This window comes from Ruegeria sp. AE3, assembly GCF_056542225.1.
In genome coordinates this window covers 42,214-58,118 of record NZ_JBQFZL010000007.1, presented here as the reverse complement: position 1 = coordinate 58,118, position 15,905 = coordinate 42,214, and the positions used below count along the sequence as shown (strand labels likewise).

The 15,905-nt window shown below is 57.5% G+C and carries 16 protein-coding genes; 8 read left to right on the top strand and 8 right to left on the bottom strand.

Going from position 1 to position 15,905, the window contains the following annotated elements:
• Positions 1-13 precede the first annotated feature (13 nt).
• Positions 14-1,378 carry a magnesium transporter gene (mgtE, locus tag ACR0NZ_RS13745; RefSeq protein WP_480494967.1) on the bottom strand — a complete coding sequence of 455 codons (1,365 nt, stop codon included), beginning with the start codon at positions 1,376-1,378 and terminating at the stop codon, positions 14-16.
• Between the two features lie 96 nt (positions 1,379-1,474).
• On the opposite strand from mgtE, the gene ACR0NZ_RS13740 reads away from it, so the two are divergent.
• The 4 genes from ACR0NZ_RS13740 to ACR0NZ_RS13725 are packed head-to-tail and all read left to right on the top strand — an operon-like array spanning position 1,475 to position 4,201.
• Entirely contained in the window at positions 1,475-1,753 is a 279-nt protein-coding gene (locus tag ACR0NZ_RS13740) for a hypothetical protein (protein WP_480474516.1), read from the top strand.
• 5 nt (positions 1,754-1,758) lie between these two features.
• Positions 1,759-2,259 (top strand): ATP-dependent zinc protease family protein, encoded by a 501-nt coding sequence (locus ACR0NZ_RS13735; protein ID WP_480519583.1) that lies wholly within the window; start codon positions 1,759-1,761, stop codon positions 2,257-2,259.
• Positions 2,256-3,161, top strand: a complete 906-nt coding sequence (rimK, locus tag ACR0NZ_RS13730; protein WP_480474512.1) for a 30S ribosomal protein S6--L-glutamate ligase — start codon at positions 2,256-2,258, stop codon at positions 3,159-3,161. Before ACR0NZ_RS13735 ends, rimK begins: the two co-directional genes overlap by 4 nt.
• Before the next feature lie 5 nt (positions 3,162-3,166).
• Positions 3,167-4,201, top strand: a complete 1,035-nt coding sequence (locus ACR0NZ_RS13725) for a succinylglutamate desuccinylase/aspartoacylase family protein (protein ID WP_480474510.1) — start codon at positions 3,167-3,169, stop codon at positions 4,199-4,201.
• Between the two features lie 49 nt (positions 4,202-4,250).
• Here ACR0NZ_RS13725 and ACR0NZ_RS13720 read toward each other — a convergent pair whose 3' ends face one another.
• Together ACR0NZ_RS13720 and ACR0NZ_RS13715 are read right to left on the bottom strand one after the other, a co-directional pair.
• A complete protein-coding gene (locus ACR0NZ_RS13720) occupies positions 4,251-4,574 on the bottom strand; it encodes an SPW repeat domain-containing protein (RefSeq protein ID WP_480519581.1) in 324 nt (107 codons plus the stop codon).
• Positions 4,575-4,634: 60 nt separating this feature from the next.
• Positions 4,635-4,883, bottom strand: a complete 249-nt coding sequence (locus ACR0NZ_RS13715; protein ID WP_480474506.1) for an EF-hand domain-containing protein — start codon at positions 4,881-4,883, stop codon at positions 4,635-4,637.
• 256 nt (positions 4,884-5,139) lie between these two features.
• Here ACR0NZ_RS13715 and ACR0NZ_RS13710 point away from each other — a divergent pair, with 256 nt between their 5' ends.
• Entirely contained in the window at positions 5,140-6,006 is an 867-nt protein-coding gene (locus ACR0NZ_RS13710) for a LysR family transcriptional regulator (protein ID WP_480519579.1), read from the top strand.
• A gap of 338 nt (positions 6,007-6,344) precedes the next feature.
• Here ACR0NZ_RS13710 and ACR0NZ_RS13705 read toward each other — a convergent pair whose 3' ends face one another.
• The 4 genes from ACR0NZ_RS13705 to ACR0NZ_RS13690 form a co-directional block, all read right to left on the bottom strand.
• Positions 6,345-6,989, bottom strand: a complete 645-nt coding sequence (locus ACR0NZ_RS13705; RefSeq protein WP_480494975.1) for a queuosine precursor transporter — start codon at positions 6,987-6,989, stop codon at positions 6,345-6,347.
• Positions 6,990-7,080: 91 nt separating this feature from the next.
• A complete protein-coding gene (locus ACR0NZ_RS13700; protein WP_480519576.1) occupies positions 7,081-7,965 on the bottom strand; it encodes an esterase-like activity of phytase family protein in 885 nt (294 codons plus the stop codon).
• Positions 7,938-8,801: a penicillin-insensitive murein endopeptidase gene (mepA, locus tag ACR0NZ_RS13695; protein WP_480474498.1), complete on the bottom strand. Its 864-nt coding sequence runs from the start codon at positions 8,799-8,801 to the stop codon at positions 7,938-7,940. The genes ACR0NZ_RS13700 and mepA overlap by 28 nt, the downstream gene beginning before the upstream one ends.
• Positions 8,798-10,165: an MFS transporter gene (locus ACR0NZ_RS13690; protein ID WP_480474496.1), complete on the bottom strand. Its 1,368-nt coding sequence runs from the start codon at positions 10,163-10,165 to the stop codon at positions 8,798-8,800. The genes mepA and ACR0NZ_RS13690 overlap by 4 nt, the downstream gene beginning before the upstream one ends.
• Positions 10,166-10,294: 129 nt before the next feature.
• On the opposite strand from ACR0NZ_RS13690, the gene ACR0NZ_RS13685 reads away from it, so the two are divergent.
• The 3 genes from ACR0NZ_RS13685 to yaaA all read left to right on the top strand — a co-directional run bounded on the left by ACR0NZ_RS13685 (position 10,295) and on the right by yaaA (position 13,503).
• Complete coding sequence (locus ACR0NZ_RS13685) at positions 10,295-10,582, top strand: YggT family protein (protein ID WP_170382138.1); 288 nt, start codon at positions 10,295-10,297, stop codon at positions 10,580-10,582.
• 78 nt (positions 10,583-10,660) lie between these two features.
• Complete coding sequence (recQ, locus tag ACR0NZ_RS13680) at positions 10,661-12,700, top strand: DNA helicase RecQ (RefSeq protein WP_480519574.1); 2,040 nt, start codon at positions 10,661-10,663, stop codon at positions 12,698-12,700.
• Positions 12,701-12,732: 32 nt separating this feature from the next.
• The gene (gene yaaA, locus ACR0NZ_RS13675) at positions 12,733-13,503 is read left to right on the top strand and encodes a peroxide stress protein YaaA (RefSeq protein ID WP_480519572.1); all 771 of its coding nucleotides are present in this window, start codon (positions 12,733-12,735) and stop codon (positions 13,501-13,503) included.
• An 8-nt stretch (positions 13,504-13,511) separates the two neighbouring features.
• Here the strand turns inward: yaaA and ACR0NZ_RS13670 are convergent, their stop codons facing one another.
• Positions 13,512-15,809, bottom strand: coding sequence for a response regulator (locus ACR0NZ_RS13670; protein ID WP_480519570.1), 2,298 nt, complete (start codon positions 15,807-15,809; stop codon positions 13,512-13,514).
• Positions 15,810-15,905: the final 96 nt, after the last annotated feature.

The window sequence follows — 15,905 nt, the reverse complement described above, 5'->3', positions numbered from 1 at the left end:
CGCATGAAAAACACTAATTCAGGAGCGGCATCATCGCTGTTGCAAGGCTCAGGACCAGGAAAAACCCTGCCATGTCTGTGATCGTTGTCAGCAAAGGGCCACTGGCGACCGCCGGGTCCTGACCGATGCGCTTTAACAGCAAAGGCAGAACGCCACCGATCGATACCGCGATGATCGTGTTCAAACCCAGCGCGCCGCCAATCACCAAACCCAGAAACGGGTTTCCTTTCCACATCCAGGCAACGAGTCCGATCAGCAGGCCAAGGACACAGCCGTTGATGATGCCGACCGAAACCTCTTTTAGCCAGACCCGCATAGCATCAATGGGCCGGACCAGACCAAGCGACAGCTCGCGCATGCTGACCGCAACGGCCTGATTGCCGGAACAACCGCTCATATCCGAGACCATCGGCAGGAACACAGCCAGAGCGATCACGGCAGAAAGGGTCTGTTCGTAGGCGGCAATCACGCTGGCCGCGATTACGTTGAGCACGATGTTGGCCGACAGCCATTGAAGCCGCCGCCGCGCCCTGAGCGGCAAAGGCATCGATCGCAGTTCGTCTCCAAAGACACCATGGCGTTTCAGGCTTGCCGATTCCGCGCGCTTCAGCAGGGCCTCATTCACGGCAGAGCGGGAAACGACACCCACAAGATTCCCGTCCGTTTCGACAACCGGCAACCCAAGAAAAGGGTGCTCATCGAAAAGGTCCTCCAGTTCTTCCAGCGGCATGCTGGCCGGAACCGTGATAGGGGGCACCATGATATCGGTGAGTTTGATGCTTCGCCGTGTGGACAGCAGGCTACGTAATGAAAGCACCCCGACAGGCACGCCATCGGAATTCAAAACGTAAGGGTGCTGGCCACGGTAACGTTCAAGGTCGTACTCTTCATGAGCGAAACGCCGCAGAACCTTTCCGACTGTATCACCATCGGAAAAGGTAAAGGCTTCGGCCACCATCAGACCACCGGCGACATCGTCGTCATACTCGACCAGTCGCCGGACATCCGCCGCATCTTCCGGATTCATCCGGGCAAGGATCGCTTCTGCATCGGCGTCTTCAAGTTCCCCGATGACATCCGCCTGAATGTCGGAATCCAGCTCAAGGATAATTTCGGCGGCCTGTTCGGAAACCATGCGCTCAACAAGATCGACCGCCAGCGCATTTGGCGCTTCTTCGACCAGTTCGGCCGCACGTTCCGGTGGCAGCAACGAGAGCGCGGCGCTTCGCTGGTCAACGGGCAGGTTGAGCAATTCCCGCAAGGCATCGCTGAGCGAAAGCGGATCAAGCAGGTCTGCCAGCGCCGCCCCGTCGCGATTTTCCAACGCCAGCTGAAGCTGCGTCCCTGTTTCCCTTGGTAAGGAGTCCGTATCGCTCATCCGCCGACCTGTGGGGGTAAAAGTTTCTTACTTTCACCCATATAACAGAAAATATTTGCCTATAGACAAAAAATTTTCTGATTTGTAAGAAAGTGCATGCAGGAAAATGACTGGATATCCGCCGCAGCCGAACGTCTGGCCGCCTTGTACGATCAGGAGTTTGGCGGCAAGGTCAGCGGACGGTATCGCATTCCGGACAAGCTGGTGCGTCGGATCGCCAGGCGCAGGCGTTTGTATGAAACAGATATCCGCGCCCTGTCGATCGCGCTTTTTGAACTTGGGTACGTGTTAATCGATATGGATAGTTTTTACGTTGTAATGAGCGCGAATTCGTTTGTGAATTACCGGCGCGCCAATGATGACAGCGTGGCTTAGTCGCCATGGCCAAACAAACTGGATACCCCGAAGTCATAGGATGGCGCGAGCGGATCAGCCTGCCTGATTTCGGGATCGAGCATATTCCGGCAAAGATAGACACAGGTGCCAGAACCGCAGCCCTGCATGCCGTGGACCAGACCGTGTTCGAGGTTGATGGCGAACGATGGGTCGAGTTCATGATCCCGGTCCATAACCGCCGGTCATCGGGCCGGGTGCGTACGCGGGTTGTAGACGAGCGGGAAATCAAGAACACTGGTGGCATTCCGGAACGCCGGTTGATCGTCAGAACACAGCTTCTGCTTGGGCGGCATCGGTGGCTAATCGACGTTTCGCTGGCCAATCGCGCGAGGATGGAGTTTGATCTGATCCTTGGCCGTACCGCCATTCGCAGGCGTGGGATTCTTGTCGATCCCGGCCACTCATATCTTCTGGATGCACGAAAAGACCCGAAAAAGATGAAAAGCAAGACAAGATCCAAGGACGCAGAAGGACGACATCAATGAAGCTTGTCATGCTTGCCCGAAATCCAAACCTGTATTCCCACCAGCGTCTGAAAGAGGCTGCTGAACAACGCGGGCACCAGTTGGATATCGTGAACACGCTACGCTGTTACATGAATATCGCGTCGCGCCGACCCGAGGTTTATTACGACGGTAAGAAGCTTGGGCGCTATGACGCGGTGATCCCACGGATCGGCGCTTCGGTCACATTCTATGGGCTGGCCGTGTTGCGGCAGTTCGAAATCATGGGTGTCTTTCCGCTCAACGAGTCGGTTGCAATTGGCAGATCCCGTGACAAGTTGCGGTCCATGCAGCTGATGGCACGTGACGGGATCGGATTGCCGGTCACCACCTTCGCACATGACCCGAAACAGACCGACGAAGTTCTCAAACTGGCAGGGGACGCTCCGCTGGTGGTCAAGCTGCTGGAGGGCACGCAGGGCATCGGCGTGGTGCTTGCGGATTCAAACCGGTCGGCAAAATCCGTGGTCGAGGCGTTTCGCGGTGCCAAGGTCAACATCATGGTACAGGAGTTCATCAAGGAAGCAGGCGGCACGGATATTCGTGCGCTTGTGGTCGGTGGAAAGGTGATCGCGGCGATGCAACGAAAAGGGGCCGAGGGCGAGTTCAGATCAAACCTGCATCGGGGTGGCAGCGCCAAGCCCATCAGAATCTCGCCCGAGGAACGCTCGACAGCCGTGCGTGCGGCCAAAGCGATGGGCCTGAATGTCTGTGGTGTCGATATGCTGCGGGCCAATCACGGTGCCGTGGTTATGGAAGTGAACTCCTCACCCGGGCTTGAAGGCGTTGAAAAGGCCACCGGCATCGATGTCGCGGGCAAAATCATCGAATTTCTCGAAAAGAATGCGGCCAAAGGCAACACGAAGACACGAGGCCGTGGGTAGAGGCGATGCGCGGTCCCTTTGAAATCGGGGGTTTTCGCGTACCGCCCGGTACACGAACCACTCTGGATTTGCCGGTCAGCGTGCTGTCGGATCATACCCCAGTGAGCATGTCAGTACACGTGGTTCACGGCCGCCGCCCCGGACCGGTCCTGTTTGTCAGTGCCGCCGTTCACGGCGATGAGGTGATCGGCGTGGAGATCGCACGGCGGCTGCTTCGGGCGCCACAGCTTGACAAGCTTGCGGGTACCTTGCTGGTTATCCCGATCGTGAATGCCTTTGGTTTCATGACACATTCCCGATACCTTCCTGACAGGCGCGACCTGAACCGATCCTTCCCCGGCAGCGAAGGAGGGTCGCTGGCCGGTCGGCTGGCGCATCTTTTCATGACCGAGATCGTCGAGCGGTCGGACCTGGGGATTGATCTTCATTCTGCCGCGATACACCGCACCAATCTGCCGCAGATCCGCGTCTCTCCGGCTTCGGATGTCACCCTCAAATACGCTGATGCGTTCGGTGCGCCGGTTGTGCTGATTTCAAAGCTGCGCGACGGGTCACTGCGCAAGGCCGCGCAAGAGCGTGGTGTGGATATCCTGCTGTTCGAAGGTGGTGAGGGTCTGCGTTTCGACGAACTGTCTGCGCGGGCGGGGGTTGCAGGCATCCTTCGGGTGATGAACGCAAAGGGAATGGTTGCCAAGCGTGGCATCGCCGCTGTGCGCGAAAAGCCTGTCCATGTCAGGTCAAGTTCGTGGATGCGCGCGCCCGCCGGTGGCCTGTTGCGGACTTTCAAAGCCGCCGGAGAATACGTGGCCGCCGGTGACCTGCTTGGACGCATTTCCGACCCGTTCGGAGAACTCAGGACCGATATCATCTGCGAAACCACGGGTATCATCGTTGGGCGTACAAATCTGCCTGTCGTTCATGAAGGCGACGCGTTGTTTCATATTGCTGAAACGACTGGCTCGGATGTCGAAATGCGGGTCGATACGATTGCCAGCCAGCTTGACGGCGATCCGATGTTCGATGAGGACGAGATCATTTAGATTTTGGAGCCAAAAGAAAACGCGGGGCAGTTGCCCGCCCCGCGCCAGCCTACAGGATCGCACGCAATCTGTTGCTCGCCAGCGCCTCCCAAGCGGCGAGCGCGATCAGCGCAGATCCCGTGAGCCAAGCATTTGCCACTGCCACACCATGACCGGTAAAATGCAGCACCTCCGGCGCGGCGATCAGTATTGCCCCGACCGCCAATACCGGAGCCACCCGTGCGAGAAGGTGGCCCCGGCCGCTAGCGCCTGACATGACCAACACACCAATACCGATCGTCATGAAGGCGAGCGACTCACGGTCAGACGAACCGTGAGCTAGGGTTTTCTGGCTGAACAGTACAAATGGGGACAGCACTAACCAGATACCCATCCCGGCAAGCATCCACCTGTAGGGTGGAGAGGGGTTTCTCATGTTCTTGGCAACCCCGGCTTATTCGTCACCTTTGGGATCAGGAAGCAACTCGGCCTCGACCGCGGCGACCATTTCTTCGTCATTGACGAAACCATCGGCATCCGTGTCAATTTCGGCAAAGCTCTCACTGGTAATATCGGGGTACTTTGTCTGTAGCTCGGTCAGCGAAGCCAGACCATCACCGTCCGTGTCCAGTCCTACCGGCAAGGCAGCGGCCGGAAGGGCAAGGAATGACGCGAGCAGAGCAACAACAGAAACTCGACTCATTTTGTTCTCCATCAGGGAATGGGCGGTTTACCCATTGAGGGGTTGGTGCAGCGCTAGGGTGTCGGAGGCTTATCTAAGGCAGACAGATTGCACCTGTTCCGCAGATCGGGTTGTCCACTTTGCGATGAAAACTGTTGATTGGCGGTCCGATCCGGTGGGGGCACTTTCGCGCTACAAGGCGTATATCGCACATTCGCATAGCGTTGAATAACGAATTTATATCGCCAATAATATCGAATATTCAAATAGGTGAACGATGGATATTGAACTCGCCCGAACCTTCCTTGCGGTCGTTGAAACCGGCACTTTTCTTGATGCAGCGGACAAGGTCCATGTTACGCAATCGACCGTCAGCATGCGAATCCGAGCGCTCGAACAACAGCTTGGACAGCCCGTGTTTGAACGCAGCAAGTCTGGTGCGACCTTGACCATTGCCGGGCGGCATTTCCTCAAACATGCACAGGTTCTGGTGCGAACGTGGACCCAGGCCAAGCTGGATGCCGGTCTGCCTGCCTCGATGGCAGCTGCTTTGGAAATCGGCGCAACACCAAGCCTTTGGGACGGCTATCTGATCAACGCCCTTCCCGAGTTGATGGCGGCACTACCTGACGTCGCTATCCGGGCAACAGCGGCCCCGTCGGAAACACTCACGCGCGAGATCGAGGAAGGCAACCTGGATCTTGCCATCATGTACCGGCCGCGAAACGCACCTGGCTTGACCGCGCTCCAGCTTTTCGAGGACGAGTTTGTCCTTGTCAGCAGCGGCCCGGAAGCCCTCCCCGCTGATCTGGGCAACGCTTATATCCTGATAGACTGGGGCCCGGAGTTTCGCGCCGATCATATGCTGAACTTTCCAGGGCTTGATGCGCCGCGCCTTCAGCTGGGCATAGGCACCCTCGGCCTGCAATATCTTCGGTCGGTTCCCTCGGCCGGATATTTCCCTAGGCGCGTTGTCGAACCGGAACTTTGCAACGGGTGGCTCAAGCTGGTCGAAACGGCACCCAGATTCGCTTATGCCGCCTATGTCGTGTTCGATGAAAGCGAGGAAGAAGGATATCCGGGTCAGGCCGCTCGGCAGCTTTGCCAGACATCAAGTGCACGCGGCCAGGCACCGAAGCTTTGACAACACGTATTCACGCCTTTGCCGCGATCGGGTTCTAACATTGGATCGAACTCAGCCAGCCCCAGCGCATAGTGAATTTTGACCGCCCCCAGAAGGTGACGGGAACAAAAAGGGCCGCCCCAGCAGGACGGCCCTTCGAAAGTTCAGGAGGTCGGGTCGGTTAGATCAATCGACCAGCCGGAGCGAGCGCTCCGCCAAGGGCTGCCCTAACGGGCGATCCCCCCGGTTGTTCCGACACCTCTCTCCAATCTCTTTCTTGACACTGGATCACCTCCTTTTCTATCTGTTGCGGTTGAAAAGAAGCGTGCCACAAGTTGTGCCATTCTCAAAGCGTTTTTTTACACAGGCTGCGCAGTCAGCCGCGCAACGATCACCTTGAACGGGATCAGGGCGATCAGCGCCAGTGAAAGCTTCACCATCCAGTCCGCAAAAGCCAGCGTCACCCAAAGCGGTGCCATCGGGCCGGACAGCATGAAAGGAACAGGTTCCCACGCCCAGTTGATTGCAGCGTCGGCATTGGCGCCGAAGAAGGTGACCGAAGCCGAAAAGGCAAGCGTGAAGAAGATCGCGGTATCCAGTGCCGACCCTACCAGCGTCGACACCAGCGGCGCACGCCACCAGCGACCACCGCGTAGGGAATTGAACACGGTAACATCCGTCAGTTGCGCGATCAGGAAAGCGGTTCCCGATGCAACGGCGATGCGCAGCGGTACGGCAGCATAGGTGAACCCGTCACCCTGCAACATGATCTGGCTGCCGATCAGCGAACAGATGACACCGGTGACAAATCCGGCAAACACGACCTTGCGGGCCGGACCAACGCCATAGACGCGGTTCATGATGTCAGTGACCAGAAAGGCCAGCGGATAGGTGAAAGCACCCCAAGTCAGCAGCCCGTCAAGGATCAGGAACTGGACCAGAATGTTCGAGGCCACAACAATGGCGGCCATGGCAATAATGCCGGGAATAAAGTTACGTTGCATGTTTTGATGCCCGTTTTGACAAGGTAGCGGCGACTTGGCCAAGGGACCGTCCCAAGGCAAGCCGTGCCTTTAGACCTTTGCATGCGCCCTGTCAATCGGGCAGCAGGTATTCCACAAGTTCGGTCCGCTGCACCGCCAGAAAGTTGTCATCAGAGATCATCGTGGCGCGCAACAGGCCCTGCCCGTCGCGCCAGACCGACAATCCTTCGAGGTTGTCATGCGCGCCCGTTCCGGTTTCGAACAGGGTTTCCTCGGCGCCTGGTTTCTCGTTTACCACGACCCATCGCCGCAGTCGTGATCGGAAACCGACCAAGGATACCTTGCGTTCCAAAACGTAAAACCGCCCATCGGGACCGAAATCCGCGGCAACGGGTTTAAAGCCGCCACGCTGTGGCAGAACAAACGGGGTCGACCATGTGTCGCCATTCCAACGGTAAACCGGAATGTCCCCCTTAGCGGTGCGGTTCTTTTCCGGCAAAGTGTAAAGCCAGCCGCGTCCATCAATGGCCAGAGCTTCGAAAGAACCATTTTCGGCAAGGTTCCGGAACGCATTCGGGCGTGGCAATACGCGCGCGCTGGAGCCCTGCGCAGGGTAATAGGCGACACGGTGCACCCCTTCGAACGAGATGAATATCCCGCCATCCGGCGTCACCGCGATGCCTTCGGAATCGCCGACGCCGCCTTTCATGATGTGTCCTTGGCTGGACAGCACCGGCCATTGACCAAGAACGTGAATATCCGCGATCTGGCCTTCGCGCCGCTCAATCCGCGCAGTCACGATCCGCGCCCGGTCGCTAAGCGCAATCATCTGGCCTCCGTCGTCCGAGATGTGAAGCGCTGAAAATCCGCCAAACCAACTTGCGGGATGCCGCCAAACGAAACTGTCCAGGTGGGCTGCGGATTTCACATCCAGCGCGGCGGCCACCGGGGCAAGAAACAGCGCTACACTCAGTTGGATTGCAAAACGGCGGAGCATTGTTGCGGCAAGTCGGACAGAACGTATTCCCGGCGTTTCTTCGGCGGCGGCGCATTCGGATCGGGTGGCGGCGGGTTCAGGATGTTGTGCACCCATTGACGGGCCTCAGCGCAGCCATCGCCCTTGGGGGGTGGGTCTTGATTCACGCAGCCCTTTGACCCTCTGGGACAGTTCAGTCGCACGTGGAAATGATAGTGATGTCCCCACCAGGGCCTTATCTTACGTAGATAGTCGCGGTTCCCCTTTTCATCGTCGCACATCTGAACCTTGGCCCCAGGAAACACGAAGATCCGGGCGACGCGCTTGTCTTTTGCCGCTTCGCGCAACAGCGCATGATGCTGCTTGGTCCAGTTTCCGTTGACGTAAGCGCCATTGGAACGACGAAGAGAGATGGACGAGATGTTTTCGCGAGACTTGCGGCTCAGGCGCATGTTATCGCCGGGCAACATCCAGACATCGATGTCTAGCCCCAACTGATGACTGCGATGGCCCGAGGTCATCGGCCCGCCGCGTGGCTGGCTGATATCCCCTATATAGAGACCGTTCCATCCCGGCTGGCTGGCTGCAAACCTGCTGAGGTCCTGCACGTAGTCAATCGTCTGCGGATGCCCCCAGTTGCGATTGCGCGACAAGCGCATTGCCTGCCATGTAGGCCCCGTTTCAGGCAGTTGAATTGCCCCCGCAGCACATCCGCGCGAATAACTGCCGAAAGCGGCCGGTTTTTGCTGGGAAGCTTGTTTCTGTGCCCCGAACAACTGCTTTGCCAGCGGTTCTGCCGCCGCAGTGCCTGCAAAAGCAAGCGCAGCCAAAACGATCAAAAAACGTTTTATTTTCATCTGCTCTGATCCCCTTCAGGTCTCACCCAGCGCATCAGGAATAGACCCAGAATAAACAACAGAACGATGGGTGACACCCCCAGACGAGCGCTACCGGTCACCGTGGTGGCGATCCCGATCAGAAGTGGCGCAGCAAAGGCGGTGGCACGACCCGACAGACCATAAAGGCCAAAGCTCTCGACGGGGGTTGCCGGGTCCGTATGCCGGACCATCATCGACCGGCTACAGGACTGTAGAATGCCGCCCATGCCTCCGATCAGGATACCGCAGCCAAAGAAAACCACATCCGGCAAGCCTGACCCTTCGGACATGGCGATACCGAAAATCTGGGACCGGTCCATTGAGACGATGGTGATGCAGACAAGGATCAACACCCAGATCGCAACGATAATCACGGGCTTGGGGCCATATTTCTTATCCAGTTTGCCGCCCACCCAGGAAAAGGCCGCTGCGGCCAGAACGCTGACGATGCCGAAAACACCGATCTTGATCAGGTCCCATTCCAACACCAGCCGGGCATAGACCCCGCCAAAACTGTAAAGCCCGTTCAGCGCATCCCGATAGAACATGGATGAGCCCAGGTAACTGGCCAAACTGGTGCGATGGCGCAGGTTAGACACTGATTTTGCCAACAGTCGCAGCGCCTCGGCAACGCTGCCCTTTTTGTTTTTCGGTTCGTCGTCATGGACCCAAAGGAAGTAGGGCACCATGAACAGAATGAACCACCCAGCAGTAAACGGGCCAACAAAGCGCGTGCCCTGCTGTTGCGACGCATCCAGCCCAAACAAGGGGTCCATTCCGATCAGCGTTTTGCCGTTGGCCTGCTCCACAAACAGCGCAAGCATGATCGCCAGCGAGATCAGGCCACCGAAATAGCCAAAAGCAAAGCCCGAGCCGGAGATTTCGCCCACTTCGCTGTCATCACCCAGATCGGGCAGTTGGGAATTGATGAAAATCAGGGCGTACTCCGCACCGATGAAACCCAGACCGAAGGCAGACAGCATCAACCACATGTTCGAGCCATCGGGCATCGTGTACCAAAGCGCGCCGGAACCTACGGCGTACATCACGGAAAAGGCGAATATCCAGGGGATGCGCCGACCCGACACATCAGCCATCGCCCCCATCAGCGGCGCACCGAAGGCAATAATCAAACCGACTATGGTCATGCAGTTGGCCCAGACCACCTGTGCCTGTGCGTCTGCAGACCCTGCGTCCAGGCCGGATGCCAGATAATACTCCGCAGCGACACCTGCGAAATAAGGGCCGAACACGAACGTTACCAAAAGGGTGTGATAGGGCTGACTGGCCCAATCGAAGAACCACCAGCCCCAGATACGCCTGCGCTTGGATATTTCTGCCATTTCTGCCCCTGTTTTCTTGTTGTGGTCATAAAACGGGGCTTTGGGGCAATTCGCAAGCGCAGAGTTCAGCCTACTTGCTCTTTGCTGAAAGGGTGCTTAGGTCTCGACCAACAAGAAAACGGAGACCCCATGCTGTCGCTGATCCAAATCCTGCTGCTGATTCTGGACATTGTCTGGTTCATCATTCTGGCCCATGTGATCATGAGCTGGCTGATTAACTTTCAGGTGCTCAACCTGCACCAACAACTGGTTGCACAAATCTGGTACGGGTTAAATCGCATTTTAGAGCCTATTTACGGGCCGATCCGCCGCGTTCTACCCAATATGGGTGGGTTGGATTTGACCCCGCTGGTGGTGCTGATCGGCGTCTATGCTTTGCGGATCATCCTTATCAACAACGCGCCCTATTTTTACTGACCACTTGTTCACTGAATCTTAGTATGTGATTGTCCTGTCTTAAGAGCAGATAAACCTTAAAACAGGGCACCCCCGCATATGTTCGACGCCGCACCCTTGCTGCGAGATGTCTTTGGATTCGACGCCTTCCGCCCTGGGCAGGAAGAGATTGTCGACGCCGTGAAGGCAGGTGAAAACGTGATGGCGATCATGCCCACGGGTGGCGGTAAATCCTTATGTTTTCAATTGCCTGCCCTGCTCCGCGACGGGGTGACGGTGGTTATATCTCCACTCATAGCCCTGATGCGCGATCAGGTACGCGGCTTGCAAGAGGCCGGGGTCGAGGCCGGTGCGCTGACATCCGGCAACACGCCCGAGGAAACCGAGGCCGTCTGGGATGCGCTGGAGGACGGGCGGCTGAAGCTGCTTTACATGGCGCCCGAACGTCTGGCTGCCGGGTCTGCGCTTGGGATGCTCCGTCGGATCAACGTCAGCCTGATCGCTGTGGACGAAGCCCATTGCGTCAGTCAATGGGGGCATGACTTTCGCCCTGATTACCTGCGGATCGGAGAGTTGCGGCGCGCCCTGAAAGTGCCGCTGGCCGCGTTTACCGCCACGGCGGACGCCGAAACGCAGGATGAGATTGTCGAAAAACTGTTCGATGGCATTGAGCCGCGCAAATTTCTGCGCGGATTTGACCGGCCAAACATTCATCTGGCCTTTGCCGCAAAGGACGGGCCGCGCAAGCAGATCCTTGATTTCGCAGATGCGCGCAAAGGCCAGTCCGGCATCGTTTATTGCGGCACCAGAAACAAAACCGAGGTGATTGCTCAGGCCCTGCGCGCCGAGGGACACTCGGCCTGCTACTATCACGGTGGAATGGACCCCGAAGATCGCCGCATTGTCGAAACCCGTTTCGCGCGTGAGGACGGGTTGATCGTCGTCGCCACAGTGGCTTTTGGCATGGGCATCGACAAACCCGATATCCGTTGGGTCGCCCATGCGGACCTGCCCAAATCGATCGAAGCCTATTATCAGGAAATCGGACGCGCCGGACGCGATGGCGGCCCGGCCGAAACGCTGACCCTGTTCGGCCCCGATGACATTCGCCTGCGGCGTTCACAAATTGACGAGGGTCTAGCGCCGCCCGAGCGCCGCATGGCCGATCATGCGCGCCTGAACGCCTTGCTGGGCCTGGCCGAAGCCTTGGAATGCCGCCGTCAGACATTGTTAGGTTACTTTGGCGAGACCACAGGGCCCTGCGGCAAATGCGATCTGTGCGACAGCCCACCCGAAGTTTTCGACGGCACAACTCCGGTACGTATGGCCCTGTCCGCGATCCTGCGGACCGAGGAGCGGTTCGGTACAGGCCATTTGATCGATATCCTGTTGGGAAACGAGACCGACAAAATCCGCGCCCGCCGCCATGAGGATTTGTCCACTTATGGCATCGGAAAGGATTGGACGCGCCCGCAATGGCAGGCCATTTTCCGGCAGATGATGGGCCACGATCTGGTCCGCCCCGACCCCGACCGTCACGGCGCATTGCGCATGACCGAGGCGGCCAGACCGATCCTGAAAGGCGAGGCGCAAATCAACCTACGCAAGGATACGTTGCGCAATGCGGTACGTCGGCCTGCGGTCAAGGCAATGGTGTCCGAAGAGGACGCTCCGCTGCTGTCCGCGCTCAAGGCCAAACGCCGTGCCCTGTCTGAAGCTGCACGTGTTCCGGCCTATGTGATCTTTCCCGACCGCACGCTTATCGAGATGGCCGAAAAGCGCCCTGTAACGCTGGACGATATGGCCCGGATCGGCGGTGTTGGCGCCAAAAAGCTGGAACGCTATGGCGATACGTTCCTTGAAGTAATCGCGGGCGAAGCAAGAAGCGTTCATCCGGCGCGCCGAAAACTGGCTGGACGCGATCAGGGTGAGATTTACGACCGCTTGATGGAAGTTCAGTCCTTGCTGTCGCGCGGTCCAGCCGGGATCGACAAGCCCCTGACCTGCTCGGCCTCACAATTGGCAAAAGTTGCGCAACTGCGCCCCGATGATCCCCGTGGAATTGCACAGGTGCTGGGTGATCGACGTCACGAAAGGTTTGGCGCCGCTTTTCTGGACGTGCTGCGTGAGGCGGGCTAGATACCCCCGAACAGGCAAGAAAGAGGGCGGATATGCTGATCGTGATTTCCCCGGCCAAACGGCTGGACTGGGCAGAGCGGAATGTCGGGGTAACGCAGCCCGATTTTCAGGAGGATGCGATCCGGCTGTCCAAAACCGCTCGCAACCTGACGCTGGGTGATCTGAAGAAACTGATGGACCTGAGCGACGATCTGGCACGCCTGAACCGCGACCGGTATCGCGCTTTTTCGGATGCACCCGACGCCAAGGTCACACGCCCGGCTGCGCTTGCTTTTGCTGGCGACACATATCAAGGGCTTGAAGCTGCTTCGCTGGACGAAGACGAGCTGTTATGGGCGCAAGACCACTTGCGCATCCTTTCCGGCCTTTATGGTGTGTTGCGGCCACTCGACGCGATACAGCCCTACCGGCTTGAGATGGGCAGCAAGCTGAAAACCCGAAGAGGGAATAACCTTTACGAATACTGGTGCGATCAGCTCAGCAAGGCACTGAACGCGCAAGGAGCCGAAATTAACAGCGACATTCTGGTGAATTGTGCCAGTCAGGAGTATTTTGGTGCGGTGGATTTGAATGCCCTGAACCTGCGCGTCATCACACCGGTCTTCATGGAAGATAGGGGCGGCACCCCAAAGATTGTGAGCTTTTTTGCCAAAAAGGCACGCGGTGCCATGGCGCGGTATGTCATCCAACACCGCCTGACCGATCCTAAGGCGCTGCTGGATTTCGACAGTGGCGGCTATGAATACCGCCCTGATCTGTCGGAAGCGGATAAGCCCGTTTTCGTCAGACCATATGCGGCCTGAAACCCAGGTCACTTGAACTTGCAACCCGGTGTTAATCGCCTGAAGAGTCCGCCAGGCGAGGTTGGGTCCGGGTTTGCGCCACGCTCACGCCGGGCTTTGGCGCCGGGCATGGTGTCTGCGACCGAGCAGACGCAATCGGGTTGGTGTTGCAGGATCATCTGGTGAATGCGGTTCTTGTGTAGCGGTTTGGTCAGGTAGTGGTCCAAGCCGGCTGACAGAATTCCCTGATCATCCCCCGCCATGGCATGGGCCGTCAGGGCAACGATTGGAACGTGGCGACCAGTTGAAACCTCGAGCCTGCGAATTTCCGCTGTTGCCTGTTTGCCGTCCATCTTCGGCATGGAAATATCCATGAAGATCAGATCTGGCTCGAACTCCTGATAGATCTCAACCGCTTCAATCCCATTCGAGGCAAAGCGAAGATCGATATTCAGATCCTTGACCATCTTCTTCAGGATCAATTGGTTAGTGCGGTTGTCCTCGGCGGCAAGAACCCTCATGTGTCGGGGGTGCACAGATTCAGAATCTTGCTTTTTAGAGACTGTTTTGCCGACATCCAGAGCGCCCCTTTCCAACGATGTGCCGTCGAATGCCATCAGCCTGCCATACAACTCGGACCGAGGGATGGGTTTCTGCAAGACACCGTCGATCAGGTCACGGGCAGGATGCGCGTGAATCAAACCGGGGCTTGCAGACATCACGACCACCGGAATGTCACCCCACCCGCGATCCCTGAGCGCGACCGCAAGATCCAGCCCATCCATATCCGGCAGATCGTGGTCACAAAGAACCAGATCAATCTGATCATTCATCTGTGACAGCGCCTCAGCCCCCGACGTGCAAACCGTCACCTCAGCCCCCAGTCGCCCAAGCTGTTTGGCAAGAATGGCCCGGTTCACGGCAAGATCTTCGACCAGCAGGACATGTTTCAAACAATCCGCCAGGTTCGGAGGTTCGGGTCGCGGGCCTTCTACCGTGGGCAGCGTCACGCGAAAACCGAAACAGGATCCCTGGTCCGGCTCGCTTTCGACCCAGACCATGCCACCCATCAAGGTGATCAGCCGCTGGGTGATGGCAAGACCAAGCCCGGTGCCTTCAAATTGGCGGTTACGCTCGTCTTCGACTTGGTTGAACTCGCCAAAAATATGGCCGGTTTTTTCTGCGTCGATGCCAATACCGGTATCTTCGATCGCAACATGGATATCACAGATTTGCGCATCCGGATTGGGCACCCCTGTCACCCGGACCAGCACATAGCCTTCGGAGGTGAACTTGACGGCGTTGCCGACCAGATTGGTCAGAACCTGCCGTATCCGACCAGGATCGCCCACAAAAAGGGTTGGCAAGAACAAGTCGTAATCAACCAGCAATGTCAGGCCTTTATCGCGCGCACTGGGCTGTAGCAGCATCGCAACCTCAAGAATGCAGCGTTCAAGATCGAACTGCTCAGGGTGCAGAGCCAGCTTGTCCGCCTCAATCTTGGAATAATCCAGCACGTCGTTGATGATGACCAGCAACGCCTCGCCCGAATTGCGGATCGTGTTGACGTATAGCCGCTGCTCTTCGTCCAACGGTGTCTCGTCCAGTAACTCGGACATGCCAACGATGCCGTTCATCGGTGTACGGATTTCATGGCTCATGTTGGCCAGAAAGGCCGACTTGGCCCGGTTTGCTGCTTCGGCCCTCTCGCGCGCCGCCTTAAGCTCGATTTCATGCCGGACCGACGCTGTGATGTTGAGAGCAAGGCTCACCATATCATTGCCGCTGCCGCGCTGGTCGATCAGGCGGATATAGTGACCGTTCCAAAGCTGCATAACGATTGGTGGCGGGTTGGCGCGGCTCCAGCGGGCCAGCATTCTGGCCTGCCAGTCTTCCGCGGATTCATCCCCGATATCGACAATACCTTCTGACGTCAGCAAATGCAGAATACGGGGGTATGATATCCCCGGCACGACTTCGTCCAGACCTTCAAAAACGCTCAGATAGGCGGTGTTTGCGCCGATCAGCCGGTTGTCACCGTCAAAAAAAGCAAATCCGTCCTGTATTGTCTGAATCGAGTGCCACAAGCGGCGTTCGGCAACCTCGATCTTGGCGTTGGCCACGCAGAGGTCGGATTTGACCTTTTCGTTTTCATCCCGAACGGTTTCAACCTCAGCCTGCGTTTCGCCAATTCGTTTGGTCAATGCCATGGCATGTTGACCCAGTTTGCGATTGGCTGCCGAAAGCTCGGCCTGTTTCAGGGCCAGCATCCGTTCAGCTGCCAAACGCGCGCGCCGTTCCTGTGCCAATTTATGTGCAAGAGTCATTTGATTGATTCCAGAACGCTCTGCACCCAGCATCCCGGTAGAGGATGAAAAACTGTTTAAGCCGTTGCACAACAGGCGCACGCCATGCAACGCTGT

Bases quoted from the DNA above. Each gene is read 5' to 3' on its own strand.
- mgtE (WP_480494967.1), bottom strand. From the start codon at position 1,378: ATGAGCGATACGGACTCCTTACCAAGGGAAACAGGGACGCAGCTTCAG.
- ACR0NZ_RS13740 (WP_480474516.1), top strand. From the start codon at position 1,475: ATGCAGGAAAATGACTGGATATCCGCCGCAGCCGAACGTCTGGCCGCC.
- ACR0NZ_RS13735 (WP_480519583.1), top strand. From the start codon at position 1,759: ATGGCCAAACAAACTGGATACCCCGAAGTCATAGGATGGCGCGAGCGG.
- rimK (WP_480474512.1), top strand. From the start codon at position 2,256: ATGAAGCTTGTCATGCTTGCCCGAAATCCAAACCTGTATTCCCACCAG.
- ACR0NZ_RS13725 (WP_480474510.1), top strand. From the start codon at position 3,167: ATGCGCGGTCCCTTTGAAATCGGGGGTTTTCGCGTACCGCCCGGTACA.
- ACR0NZ_RS13720 (WP_480519581.1), bottom strand. From the start codon at position 4,574: ATGGGTATCTGGTTAGTGCTGTCCCCATTTGTACTGTTCAGCCAGAAA.
- ACR0NZ_RS13715 (WP_480474506.1), bottom strand. From the start codon at position 4,883: ATGAGTCGAGTTTCTGTTGTTGCTCTGCTCGCGTCATTCCTTGCCCTT.
- ACR0NZ_RS13710 (WP_480519579.1), top strand. From the start codon at position 5,140: ATGGATATTGAACTCGCCCGAACCTTCCTTGCGGTCGTTGAAACCGGC.
- ACR0NZ_RS13705 (WP_480494975.1), bottom strand. From the start codon at position 6,989: ATGCAACGTAACTTTATTCCCGGCATTATTGCCATGGCCGCCATTGTT.
- ACR0NZ_RS13700 (WP_480519576.1), bottom strand. From the start codon at position 7,965: ATGCTCCGCCGTTTTGCAATCCAACTGAGTGTAGCGCTGTTTCTTGCC.
- mepA (WP_480474498.1), bottom strand. From the start codon at position 8,801: ATGAAAATAAAACGTTTTTTGATCGTTTTGGCTGCGCTTGCTTTTGCA.
- ACR0NZ_RS13690 (WP_480474496.1), bottom strand. From the start codon at position 10,165: ATGGCAGAAATATCCAAGCGCAGGCGTATCTGGGGCTGGTGGTTCTTC.
- ACR0NZ_RS13685 (WP_170382138.1), top strand. From the start codon at position 10,295: ATGCTGTCGCTGATCCAAATCCTGCTGCTGATTCTGGACATTGTCTGG.
- recQ (WP_480519574.1), top strand. From the start codon at position 10,661: ATGTTCGACGCCGCACCCTTGCTGCGAGATGTCTTTGGATTCGACGCC.
- yaaA (WP_480519572.1), top strand. From the start codon at position 12,733: ATGCTGATCGTGATTTCCCCGGCCAAACGGCTGGACTGGGCAGAGCGG.
- ACR0NZ_RS13670 (WP_480519570.1), bottom strand. From the start codon at position 15,809: ATGACTCTTGCACATAAATTGGCACAGGAACGGCGCGCGCGTTTGGCA.